Source organism: Streptococcus sp. ALY_208 (assembly GCF_058314295.1).
In genome coordinates this window covers 116,829-129,578 of the sequence record NZ_JBZFUI010000004.1, presented here as the reverse complement: position 1 = coordinate 129,578, position 12,750 = coordinate 116,829, and the positions used below count along the sequence as shown (strand labels likewise).

Annotated in this window: 11 protein-coding genes; 3 read left to right on the top strand and 8 right to left on the bottom strand. The window is 40.2% G+C overall.

Translation table 11 applies throughout. The features are described from left to right. Positions 1-94: 94 nt before the first annotated feature. The 5 genes from pnp to AC4HAI_RS05205 all read right to left on the bottom strand — a co-directional run bounded on the left by pnp (position 95) and on the right by AC4HAI_RS05205 (position 6,979). Complete coding sequence (gene pnp, locus AC4HAI_RS05225) at positions 95-2,269, bottom strand: polyribonucleotide nucleotidyltransferase (protein WP_491110720.1); 2,175 nt, start codon at positions 2,267-2,269, stop codon at positions 95-97. 173 nt (positions 2,270-2,442) lie between these two features. Continuing rightward, positions 2,443-2,778, bottom strand: a complete 336-nt coding sequence (locus AC4HAI_RS05220; protein ID WP_491079367.1) for a hypothetical protein — start codon at positions 2,776-2,778, stop codon at positions 2,443-2,445. A 162-nt stretch (positions 2,779-2,940) separates the two neighbouring features. Then, positions 2,941-5,610 (bottom strand): bifunctional acetaldehyde-CoA/alcohol dehydrogenase, encoded by a 2,670-nt coding sequence (gene adhE, locus AC4HAI_RS05215; RefSeq protein ID WP_491110719.1) that lies wholly within the window; start codon positions 5,608-5,610, stop codon positions 2,941-2,943. Between the two features lie 350 nt (positions 5,611-5,960). After that, positions 5,961-6,215: a hypothetical protein gene (locus tag AC4HAI_RS05210; RefSeq protein ID WP_491110717.1), complete on the bottom strand. Its 255-nt coding sequence runs from the start codon at positions 6,213-6,215 to the stop codon at positions 5,961-5,963. A gap of 443 nt (positions 6,216-6,658) precedes the next feature. Further along, entirely contained in the window at positions 6,659-6,979 is a 321-nt protein-coding gene (locus tag AC4HAI_RS05205) for a hypothetical protein (protein ID WP_491110716.1), read from the bottom strand. Positions 6,980-7,547: 568 nt separating this feature from the next. Here AC4HAI_RS05205 and AC4HAI_RS05200 point away from each other — a divergent pair. Then, complete coding sequence (locus tag AC4HAI_RS05200; RefSeq protein ID WP_491110715.1) at positions 7,548-8,435, top strand: LPXTG cell wall anchor domain-containing protein; 888 nt, start codon at positions 7,548-7,550, stop codon at positions 8,433-8,435. A gap of 142 nt (positions 8,436-8,577) precedes the next feature. Here AC4HAI_RS05200 and AC4HAI_RS05195 read toward each other — a convergent pair whose 3' ends face one another. Both AC4HAI_RS05195 and AC4HAI_RS05190 read right to left on the bottom strand, forming a co-directional pair. After that, entirely contained in the window at positions 8,578-8,766 is a 189-nt protein-coding gene (locus AC4HAI_RS05195; RefSeq protein WP_491079372.1) for a hypothetical protein, read from the bottom strand. A gap of 247 nt (positions 8,767-9,013) precedes the next feature. After that, on the bottom strand, positions 9,014-9,622 hold the full coding sequence (locus tag AC4HAI_RS05190; RefSeq protein ID WP_491110714.1) for a hypothetical protein: 609 nt from the start codon (positions 9,620-9,622) through the stop codon (positions 9,014-9,016). Between the two features lie 460 nt (positions 9,623-10,082). Between AC4HAI_RS05190 and AC4HAI_RS05185 the strand changes: the two genes are divergently transcribed. Both AC4HAI_RS05185 and AC4HAI_RS05180 read left to right on the top strand, forming a co-directional pair. Next, positions 10,083-11,105, top strand: coding sequence for an IS30 family transposase (locus AC4HAI_RS05185; RefSeq protein WP_491079755.1), 1,023 nt, complete (start codon positions 10,083-10,085; stop codon positions 11,103-11,105). Positions 11,106-11,345: 240 nt separating this feature from the next. Continuing rightward, the gene (locus tag AC4HAI_RS05180) at positions 11,346-11,513 is read left to right on the top strand and encodes a hypothetical protein (protein ID WP_491078487.1); all 168 of its coding nucleotides are present in this window, start codon (positions 11,346-11,348) and stop codon (positions 11,511-11,513) included. A 656-nt stretch (positions 11,514-12,169) separates the two neighbouring features. Here AC4HAI_RS05180 and AC4HAI_RS05175 read toward each other — a convergent pair. Beyond that, positions 12,170-12,739, bottom strand: coding sequence for a hypothetical protein (locus AC4HAI_RS05175; RefSeq protein WP_491078488.1), 570 nt, complete (start codon positions 12,737-12,739; stop codon positions 12,170-12,172). Between the last annotated feature and the right edge of the window lie 11 nt (positions 12,740-12,750).

The following is a 12,750-nucleotide window of genomic DNA, read 5'->3' as shown; positions in this document are numbered from 1 at the left end:
GGGATGCTGGGAAGACTTCAAGGCATAATGCCGCTTATACTCAAACCAAGAGAACCTCTGCTCAGCCCTTTTTTACAATCAAGTCAGTCGTGAGCTAGGGTTGAGCAGGGTTATTTGACTCGTCATGAGAGTGAGGTGCTGATTGATTAGAGTCCTGCTCTCCTAGGTGGTTAGGCTTAGGTAACAAGGCTTTCATAGAGGCGTTGATCCGTCCTCTATCATCGATCTTAATAACCTTAACCGTTACGGTATCTCCTATTTTGAGAACATCTTCTACCTTGTCAGTATGCTCCCAAGAAATCTCAGAGATATGGACCAAGGCATCTGTCTTATCAAAGAGATTGACAAAGGCCCCGAATTTTTCAAGGCGGACAACCTTGGCATCGTAAATTTCACCGACCTTAGCTTCACGTACCAGAGCTGCAATCATCTGCTTGGCCTGCGCAATAGCATCTTGGTCTGGTGAGAAGATCTGGACTTGACCTTTCTCGTCTATATCAATCTTGACGCCGGTTTCTTCAATAATTTTATCGATGGTCTCGCCACCCTTACCGATTACGACCTTGATTTTATCAGGTTCAATCGTCATGATATCAATTTTAGGAGCTGTTGGAGCCAACTGGGGTCTTGGAGTTGCTATTGTGGCTTCAATCACATCTAGGATCTCTAAGCGTGCTCGCTTGGCTTGAGCCAGAGCTTTTTTGAGGACAGCTGTCGTAATACCTGAAATCTTAATATCCATCTGCAGGGCTGTGATTCCTTTACGAGTACCAGCTACCTTGAAATCCATATCGCCAAAATGATCCTCTAAGCCTTGAATATCTGTCAGAATAGCATACTGAAGTCCATCAGATACCAAGCCCATAGCAACACCAGCAACAGGTGCTTCGATAGGCACACCGCCAGCCATCAAGGCTAGGGTAGCGGCACAGATCGACGCTTGTGAAGAAGAACCATTGGATTCCAAAACTTCGGACACCAGGCGAATAGCGTAGGGAAAGTCTTCAAAGCTAGGAAGAACCCGGGCTAAAGCACGTTCCCCTAGAGCCCCATGACCGATTTCCCGTCTTCCTGGTGCACCGTATCGTCCAGTCTCTCCTACTGAGTACTGGGGAAAATTATAATGGTGCAAGAAGCGCTTATGATACTCAGGATCCAAGCCATCTACAATCTTACTCTCACTAATAGGGGCTAGGGTCAGCACCGACAGTGCCTGAGTTTGTCCGCGGGTAAAGAGACCTGAACCGTGGACACGTGGCAAGAAATCAATACTGGCTTCTAGCGGACGAATTTCCTCCAGACGGCGACCATCAGGACGGATTTTTTCCTCAATGATGAGGCGACGCACCTCGTCATGCTCCAGATCATCAAGGATTTTGGCGACCATCTCAAGTTTGTTATCCTTATCTTCATCTTGGGTCCAGCGCTTATCAAAACTGTCCAAAACTACTTTTTTAAGGGCCTCCATAGCCTTTTGACGCTCTTTTTTATCTGAAATTTTGAGGGCGTTTTTCATCTCAGGAAGGGAGATAGAAGCGATCGTTTGCTTCAATTCTGGATCTAGAACTTCTAATGCCACCTCAGTCTTAGGCTTACCAGCGTGAGCCACGATCTGCTCTTGGATACTGACCAGTTCTTTGATGGCACCATGCCCATAAAGCAGAGCTTCGAGCATGACTTCCTCTGATAGTTGGCTGGCTCCTGACTCGACCATGTTGATGGCTTCCTTGGTTCCTGCAAGGGTCAGATCCAGCTGGGATAGGGCTTTTTGGGCTGGTGTCGGATTGAGAATAAACTCACCATTGATATAGCCGACTTGAACACCTGCAATCGGACCATTGAAGGGAATATCTGAAATGGACAAGGCTAAGGACGAGCCAAGCATAGCCGCCATAGGGGCACTGGCTTCTGGATCATATGAGAGAACGGTATTGATGACTTGGACCTCGTGACGAAAGCCTTGGTCAAACATGGGGCGGATAGGACGATCGATAAGACGTGCGGTCAAGATCGCTTCGGTTGAAGGCCGTCCCTCACGTTTCATGAATCCACCTGGTAGCTTACCGGCTGCATACATCTTCTCTTCATAGTTGACCTGCAGGGGGAAGAAGTCTGTTTTTGCTGGTTCTTTAGACATGACTGCTGTACTTAATACTGTCGTATCACCATAACGAATGACAACAGCACCATTGCTCTGCTTAGCAACCTGACCAATTTCTACGACCAATCTTTTACCTGCTAAAGTCATTTGGAAGGTTTGTTTTGCCATCGGACCACCTTTTCTATCATTGGATTTAGATTGACTCTATTCTATCACAAAAGGCCCTTCCTGATAAGCCTGGCAGCATAGTTATTTGGGCTTTGCCTCAGAAAGTCTAGCTAGCAAAAATCCCAAGCGCTCTAGGTAAGCACTTGGGATTATCATTTGACTAATGGCTGGAATTAGACATGGTTTAAAATCTGGGCAAAGAGATAGAGAAAAAGCCAGAAAACGAGCAAAAGTCCTAGGCCTGACAGCCCCGCCTGAATGCGGTGCCCCCTACTAGGGTTTCCAGGTAGACCAATACCAAATAAGGTAGGACCTAGTAAGAAAAAGCCATAGAAAATAGCATCTACCTTTAGCTGCAGTGCCACAAAAGACAGGACAAATATGAGTAGGCCCATTAGTAAAAGCCATCTCGTCTGGCGGTGGGGCAAACGCAGGGCTAACCCGATAAAGAGACAGCCCAGTACAGGCATGAGCAGGATTAAACCAAAAATAAGATTGAATAATGACATAGCATTATTATAGCATAGAGCTCCTAGAGAGTCCCTGATAGAGTCGACGACTCCTACTACAGGGAATTTTGGGTCACTGAAATAAGTGGATGATCGTGGAGCAAAACGCACCCCTTAATGATAGGAGTGCGCTATATTTGTCTAAGCTCTACTTTTCAACGCTTAAAACTGATCAATAAGGAGCTGCCTCATATCTGAGATATAGGGCTGGCGAGGGTTGGCAGGGGTGCATTGATCATCGTAGGCTAGACTAGCTAGACGGTCAAGCGCCGCATCGAAGTCTTTTTGACTCACTCCATTAGCAGAGAGACGAGGATCGACATCTACGGCCTTCATAAGCTCATCAATGCGTTGGCAGAGGGCCTCAACCAGGTCAGCATCTGATTGGCCTTTGAGTCCCAAAGCACGAGCAATATCAGCATAATCTTTTTGCGCACGGTATTGCTCATAGCGTGGGTAAACAGAACGCTTCACATTACCGGCGACGCCATTAAAGCGGATGACGTGCTGCATGGCGATAGCGATCGCTAAGCCGTGCGGAAGCCCAAACTCACCACCTGTCTTGTGAGCCAGGGAATGATTGATCCCAAGGAAGGCATTTCCAAAGGCCATCCCAGCTATGGTCGATGCGTAGTGCATATTTTCTTTGGCTTGCTCACCACGAAGCGTTGGATGGGCAGGATCATAACGATAGGCGTCCTCTAAATTTTCCATGATCAATTTGATAGCTTCTAGAGACCATGGACGGGTGAAGTCAGATGCCATGACTGAGACATAAGACTCTAGGGCATGGGACAGGGCATCTAATCCAGAGAGAGCCGCTGTGCGTTTAGGAACAGTCATGACAAACTCAGGATCAACGATAGCCACTTGTGGTACCAGCTCATAGTCGGCCAGAGGGTATTTCACATGGGTCAGGTCGTCAGTAATAACGGCAAAAGGAGTCACTTCAGCACCTGTACCAGACGTTGTTGGGATACAAAAGAGGCGGGTCTGTCTTTGATGTTTAAACTTGACGATTCTTTTGCGGATATCGATAAATTTTTGTTGCAATTCTAAGAAGAAATCACTAACTTCATCATAGGAATCCAGCCAAGCACTGTCTCGATCCAGTGAAACTTCGTAAATGAGGCGGGCAATTTTGGAGGCGTCAATGGCAGATCCACCACCGATTGCAATAACAGTATCAGGCTTGAAATCACGCATTTGCTTGGCAATCTCGATGGTTTGTCCAAGAGTTGGATCAGGCTTGATTGTTCCATAAACGGCAGTCATCACTTTTTCATCACGCAGAGCTAGCTGAGCGAGAACGGTATCGACAAAGCCAAACTGAACCATTCCAGGGTCTGCCACAATCAGGGCCCGACTCATTGGTTCATAGTCATCTTGTAAGTAAGAAATTGCATTTTTTTCGTAGTAAGTTTTTTCTGGTAGGCGCACCCATTGTGGACGATTACGACGCTTAGCCACCGTTTTGACATTGAGGAGGTCGCCAGTTGATAGATTGTGTGACAATGAATTTTTCCCCCATGATCCTGTTCCAAGTGTTAAGCTGGCCTTGAGCGCATCAGTGTAGATGTCACCGATACCACCGATAGAATCCGGTTGGTTGACAAGGATACGAGAGGCTTTGACACGGTCCCCATACTCAGCAACGAAGGGATCGGCTTGCGATCCAATCTGAATAGCCGCATTGTGACCTGCACCTTCATGCTCAAGGAGCGCCTCTACAATAGCAATCCCATCTTCACGATCCTTAGCCTTATAAACAGACAAGAGTGGAGAGAGTTTTTCTGAAGAGAGTTTTTCTCCGATATTTTTTGCCTCTAGCTCAAATAAGAGGACATCCTTACCTTCTGGCAAGTCAAGGCCTGCTCGCTCACAGATCCAGCGGGCTGACATACCTGCAACAGGGCCGTTGACCCCGCCTTTGTCATTAAAGACAGTTTCTTCTAGCTTTTTGTAATCCTTTTTAGGGACTAGGTAGGCTCCTTTCTCTTGCATCTTCTTGAGCCAGTCGTCATAAATAGCTGCTTCTACGACAGCAGAATTTTCTGTTGCACAGATCATACCATTGTCAAAGCGCTTAGACATGAGCAAGTCTTCAACAGCCCGATCCAAATGTGCGGTCGCATCCACATAAACCGCACCGTTACCAGCCCCAACTCCCATAGAGGGGTTACCAGAGCGAAGGGCGGCATTAACCATACCAGGCCCACCTGTCGCAAGGATAGAAGCGATATGAGAATTGGTAATCAAGGCCTTGGTATTAGCGATTGAGGGAGTCTCGATCCATTGGATAATATTCTCTGGCGCACCTGCCTTGATCGCAGCATCATAGAGAATCCTAGCGGCATGACTCGAGCACTGTTGAGCACCTGGATGAAAGGCAAAGACGATGGCATTGCGGGTCTTTAGAGCTACCAAGATCTTAAACATGGTCGTCGAGGTTGGATTTGTCGTTGGGACGATACCCGCAATCACACCTAGAGGAGCTGCGATTTTAACCTGACCTTTGACCTTATCCTCATCAATGATACCAACCGTCTTTTCATTTTTGATGAGCTCATAGATATTTTCCGTCGCAAAGTGATTCTTGATGTCCTTGTCTTCTACAATACCACGCTTGGTCTCAGCGACAGCCTCTTTGGCCAACTCAAGCGAGCGCTCAGAACCCGCCAGAGCCATAGCTGCAACAATCTGGTCAACTTTTTTTTGGGTATAATTGGCGAAAATTTTTTCTGCTTCTAGGGCTTTGTCAACCAAGCCAGCTGTATAAACTTGTGCTTCTTCCTCAGCCGTCATAGTCTCTACCTTTGTGTCCTTTGCCATAGGAAACTCCTCCATTTTAAGCGGTTATCTATCAGATCATTTCTATAGAAGAAATACTGTAGCCGTTTATCGTTTTGTAATTGTGAATTTTTTCACGATGTTAGTATATTATATTTCTGAGCTACTGTCAATAGATAATGTGAATTTTTTCACTTATTAAAGTATAAGGAGAACATCAACGATTGAGGGAATTAAAAAGCAGATCTTCCCAGAGTTAAAGGAGAGATCTGCTCTCAGAAAATAATTTAAGGATGCTATCAATCTTGAGATGGGACTGGAGGTTCAAAACTAATCCACTCATTCTTTCCATAGATCTTATGAGAAAGGAAAATTATCAACTGCTAAAGACTTCATGATAAGAAATCTTGGTCTTCAAATAGGACATGCTCTTTTAAAGATGGCTTATGAGAGGCTAGTAGCATCGCACTTACTATTATAAGTCCTGTAAGAACAACCTTAAAAACAACCGTCCACGTAAGATATCGGGTCAAGCCACCAATGAACAAGGTCACTATAGCAGCCAAGCCAATTCCTATAAAGAAATAGTCAAAAATTCTCTCATAATCTTTATCATAATCAGCTTTATCATTTTCTTTTTTACGCATAACTACCTCGTTTTACAATTAATTATTTCAGTCAGAAAGCAACTAATCTTACTAGTACAATAGATATTCTCTGCCTAAGATACCTTCATTATTAATAATATTATAGGCTTCTACTAGCTGAGATTCAAGTCAGAAGAGTATTTTTCTGTATCAAACAAATAAAATTATGACTGTAAAGTGGTTAAGTTATCCAACAATAAACACTACTGTTAATCTATCGAGCCTAGAAAACAAAAGATGATACCTGTTACAAAACAAGTATCATCTAAATGAATAGATAGAAAATAATCCAAAGAAGGGATTACATTTATCTGTAGTCAAAATTGCAGGGTAAGCTATTGCAAATGATTTACTCTATCATTAGCTTGCGTTCCTCAACAATATCACTACACCACTAATATTATCAAAATACCTTCAGATTATTTTTTATAATAAAAAATAATTTAATGAGAGGTCACTATATCAATAACTCGAGATATAGTTTCAAAATCAATAACAGCTTTGCCTTTTTTAATACTTGTTAAGGAGTACTCCTTGTATTCGTCTTGGTCGGATACAACTACTGTAGCAGCGGAATTTACGTTATAATACTGAGCTAATTTTTTCCCTCGCTTGCTACTGATATCGATAAAATAGATACTTTCTTTGTCCTCTGAAGAAATGTGCTCTAACAGATAAGGTACGGCCACTTTACAACGTTTACACCCATATCTATAAAAAAATAAGATCTTTTTTCCCTTGGAATTCTTAGATAATAGTTTCATTGCGGTGTCATCCCTAAAAAGTAACCGATCAGAATTCAAGAGTATATTCGTCTGTACAGTTCTATAATGAGATATTCGTGTTGTCAAAAGGGTAGCACATAGATAGAAGGAAATCACACAAGATGCCAATAATAAAAGATAGCGATAAGAGACCCTTGCTTTTAGTGCATATATACTAAGAACTATTAATAATATAATTGAGAATAAACTGATCATTACCGAAGGATGCCATAAGATCCGCCCATTAATATTTAACGAATAGATGCTACCAATCAACAAAAATAGCAGCATTATAATAAATACAAGTAAATAACTCTTATAACTTCGTGTCATATCACACTCCTAAAAATTAAGGCATCAAAGACCAATAATAAGCATCCGGTTCACTATTCTAATGTAACTCGTCAGCAAGCTAGTGCCATTAACTCTAGTTTATTAAATAATATCTAAGAAAACAAGTTTTAGTTAGATAACGTCCTCAATGAAGTAGAACTTTTTATAATAAAGAGTTCTACTCGTATTTTAAGCTATACTAAAGTAGTTATCATAAAGAAAGGATATTTACAGTATGTCAAAATCATTTTTCACTCGTAAATCGAGTCTCTTATTATCCGCTAGTATCTTGGGATTAGCACTCGCCACATCTACCCCGGCTAGTGCAGAAACATTGTCTGCACCTTCTGTTCGACTTCCTAAACATTTTATCAAATCTATTAACTCTCTGGTAACAGCTACTGCATCAGCTGACGATCAAGTAGGTGTACCTGATAGCGACACAGAAACACCCGATAATAACCAAGAAGCTCCGCAAGAAAATCAACCCGATGATGGCAATTCTGATCAGTCAGAATCTGATTCTAATCCATCATCCGAAGCCGAGCAGCCTAATTCTGACGATAGTGTACCGTCATCCGAAGCACCTGATTCTAGTGATCCATCTGAGGAGACCCAGCCATCATCTGAAGAATCTGACTCTAATGATAGTTCTTCATCAGAAGAAACTCAGCCACCATCTGATAATTCGGTACCTTCCGACGGTACCGATACTCCAGATCAAGGATCTGAATCTGGATCACAAGCAGGTGATTCTGATGATTCCTCCTCACAAAAAGGATCTGATGGCTCAGCAGACAAGGGAAAATCAGAGTCAGATTCCTCATCATCTGATGAAAAAGAAGCTCCAAGCAGTGGTACAGATGTCCCTAACCAAAGTGGGAAAGATTCATCTGATCCAAAGAATTCTAAATCGTCAGATAAACAAGATTCTGGTGATGCGGAAAAATCATCTAAAAATCACTCTGCACCGTCAGATAAAGCTAACTCATCAAATAATAAGGCAAATACTTTACCTAAAACAGGTGAAGCAAAAACGCCTCTCACAGTATACGCCGCTATTGTATCTGCGCTAAGTGCTGCAGTGATCTTTATTAAAAAATTTCCTATAAAAAAATCATAATCCATTGTAATAGATGAGGTTGGATCAACATTTTCCAGCTTCGTCTATTTTTGTTGATGATAGAACAAAAGTTATGATTAATCAATAGCTTACAAATATAGAAAAACACCCCTTGAAGGGGTGTAAAATTGATAAACGCAACTCATTCTTCTTTGTTGATCTCCACACGATTTTTCATCATCCTATGATAAAGTTCTGGACGCAATTGCTTTAATCGTTCAGGCTCGATCATTGCAAACTTTCGGCCATCAACTTCGTGAATCTCTACACCAAGTTCTTTAGCCAGATGACTATCATGCAAAACAAGCATGCCTTTTTCTTTGTTTTTCATGTTCCCTATCTTCCTTCTACCTCCTAACTGATCGGTCCATCTTCTTTTTCATGATTTTCAATCTATTCCAGTCTATCTATTCATTATAAATTTTACACTTTTTTCGACTAGATTGTTTTTATTATACCATATTTATGTTCAGCAGCTCTGATGGTTACTCACCGCATGGTTAGGTAGGCAAGTGAGGAAATGATTTTATAGCTAGTTACTAATTGTTATCTAATTATCGGCGCCATTAACTCATACATTAGTCTGCAGTGAATCTAACTTGCTGTTCTTTTTCATCAACTTTCATCATATACTTACCATTACTATAGCGTACGTCTGTACTGGATAAACAACTTCTAATAAGACTAGAGCTACGAGGAATGGTGATATCAATCTTTTGTTCGATTTCCGATAAAGATAGCTGCTGGATCTCATCTGAGAAAAATTGCTTCAACAGAGAAATATCATGAGCGTATTCAGAAAAGAATTCAGCTGGTTCTTTGAGTAGATTTTGATATTGGAGATAAGAATAGTGTCCCAAAATAGTTTCAACCTTTTGATTAAATCCCTTGGTAGTCAATCCCTCTTCTACTATCAGAAAATCAAAGTATAAAATGCGATTTGCTAGTAGAAAAATATCTTCAATCTCTTCCTGTAAGAAGCCATCTCTCTTTAGTAGTGATCTGATCTGTCTTTTGGCATAATAGGGTTTCAAATCAAACTGAATACAGATATTATGTAGACTTACCCCAGCTACCATTTCATCGATGATAGATACAACCATGTCATCATTTGTTGACTTCTTGTAAACATTTAGAGAGTTTTCTATACTTTCTAAGCTGATCACTTTAATGTTATCTTGAGACATATTTCTTTTTCCTTCTAGGCAATCCAAAATTTCTTTTCTTTTATTAGAATTTATGTTGTTCCATTACTTTTTTAGCTGAAACATTTTCTTCCCTTTAAATGACCTAATATTTTCACTCGTTTGTGGAAATACTATGGTTTAACTCAAAAAAATTGTTTATTAATCAATTCTTTATCCCAGTATTATTTAAAAGGAAGACTTCAGATTGACGATACATCAAAGGAGCACTCACGACTAGAACTCCCCATTTTTCGGGGAATCTTGATGATATGCCAATTGTGGGAGATATCTATCCTATATATTAAGTTATCCTTAAGAATCATCAACCAGAAACAGGGTAACATTATTTGTAGCATTTGTAAATATTTTTTAACCCGCGTTGTAAAATGAAGTGCAACACAAAAGACATGTTCGTCTGATATACTAGAATCCTCCAACTCAGTATAGAAAGCAGATGAACATGTCCACTAATTATTCTACCAAAAAGTCGCGTTATTCTCATTTATCAGCCTCTGAGCGAGGTGAAATTAGTGCTTATTTGAAAATGGGTAAAAAGCTTGTTGAAATTGCACATCTATTAGGGAGACATCGCTCGACAATTACTCGTGAGATTAAGCGTGGTACAGTAACACAAGTCCAAGATAAGAATGGTAAACGAACTTATTATCAATCCTATTTCGCTGATAGCGCTCACCGTGTCTACGAAGAAAATCGTAAAAATAGTACCTACCTGAAGTTAGATAAGTGTTCACCACATTTTTTTGATGAACTAGAAAAAGCTGTTAAAGCAACTGTTCGTTGTCATAGTGTAGATACATTTGTTCACGACTACAAAGAGAAGCATCCAACAGAGACCATTCCTTCAACGAAGACAGTCTATCGCTATATTGGAGCTGGTCTTATTGCTATCAAGCCAATCGATTTGCCAAAGATGGTGAGCATTAGAAAGCGTTCTAAATCTAAATCCACGGTCAATAAGAAGACTCTTGGAAAATCCATCGAGGAGCGTCCAGAAACGATTAACAACCGCTCTGAATTTGGACACTGGGAGATTGATCTGGTTCTCGGTAACAAAACTAAGGGAGAAGCTGTTGTCATGACCTTAGTTGAACGTCAAACCCGCTTTGCCTTGGCGTGTAAGCTACCTAACAAACAAGCTGAAACGATCAATGAAGCTGTCAAAGAACTATTATGTGAGTACCCAATTACTTCTATCACATCAGATAACGGCTCTGAGTTTAGTCTATTAGCTGACTTAGAAGGTGTTGACATTTATTTCGCTCATCCTTATTCTTCCCATGAAAGAGGATCAAATGAGCATTTCAATGGTCTACTGAGAGAATTTCTCCCAAAAGGACAGTCGCTCAACCCAATAACTGATGAAGAGCTGGCTCGTTATATCTCAGCTATCAACGAGAGACCTAGACGACTTCATCATTACAAAACAGCAAAATTTCTGTTTGGGCTAGCCCAAACAGCCTAATCAATGGGATCCTAGTCTATCCACGAACTTGTTGCACTTGACTTGACAATGTGTCAAATATTTTTTAATGAATAAATTCAAGATATTTCATTTAATTCTGGTAATATCTTTTTATAGCTTAAGTTAAGGTATTTGTCCAATTTCTATCTTAAATTTAATCCATTGTTTTTTTCTTGACATTACACTATTTCAGTGTTACTATCTGAAAAGTTTAGGTCGTTATAAGTGTGAGGAGAATATATGAAAGAAGAGGTTATATTATTGTGGGGATTACTCATACTCACTATTATTTTACTAGGGATAGCTGGTTACGGTGTTAAGAAGAAGGTGTTCCCTATACTTTCTTTAGTTCTTATTCCTCTCATCGCTAGTATTAGTTTTATATTTTTTACTGCTTTTTGGAACTAAAACAATTGACTTCCCTATAAAGAGGCCGGACCAAAGTCCAGCCTCTTTTGTATGGCACTAAATTTAACAGCATAATACAGTTATTGATTTTTCCTTTATCTAGGTGAGCAAATAGTATGCATTTAAATTGCAATTATCTGTTTAATACAATAACTGTCTGGATTTATATGCTTATGCTGACTTCTCAAGTCTTACATGATTTTCTCTTTTTAATAAAGTTAGATACCTAATGTTTACAATGCTTGCACCTACTTTCGCTCTGATTTAGCTATTTTGGTTGCTGCGAAGTCTCCTCAAGTATATGCCATTTTAGCATTTTTATCATGGCCAATACAATAAATAATTGCTCTAAGGCCATATCACTTTGGCACAACCTATCTATGATAGTCGTTATTCTCCCATTTCCTGATGAAAAATCTGTTACGTGCGACAAAATACTAAACCAAAACCTCCTCTCAACATTCCAGATAAGCATACTACCTACTAGGTAAAACCAACCTTTTATAATATATTTAGATCTCGGATGACGCATCCAAAATGCTTTTTGCTTAGCCAATCGTCTATATAAGATAAAGACAAGAATACACATATCCGACTATTTCCTTTTTGTATAAATATATTTCTAAGGAGGGAGGGGGAATCATTAAAGATGCACACTAGCCATAGGTAGCCCCAACATTTCCACCATGGTAAGATGTTATTTGCAGAGAGTCCGCATCGATATTATAGTTACCAACAACATAGCAATTAGCATCTTTTTGGTTAGACATCTTAATAATATATTGTAAGACATCACTAGACTTACTTTTATAAACTTCGATAGCGACCATACGATATTTATTGGTATGACAAATAATAGCAAAAGTCTGAGCCATAGCTGGTTCTGTCATAAACAGTCGATTTTTGATCGTTCCCTTAAAGTCTGCTATATGTTTAGTATCTGCTGCTTTTTGTGCAATTCTTACTGATGATTTTACTTTTTTGATTGTCTTATCATCATGAACTCGTATATTGTTTTTTTCAAGGGTAGACTTAGCCTTATAATAGTTTTTTTCATTCTCGCTAAGAGAATCTGATCCCCCTCCATTTTGCTGATTTCGGGAGTAGGCGGACCCTGCTTGATGGTTTTTATTGTTATGAACTTTATTCCAAGCTAATACACCCAAAATCATAATGACTAATACCATAATGATGGCTGTATAAGTTGTTGGAGAGTTTCTTTTCATACTAACACCTT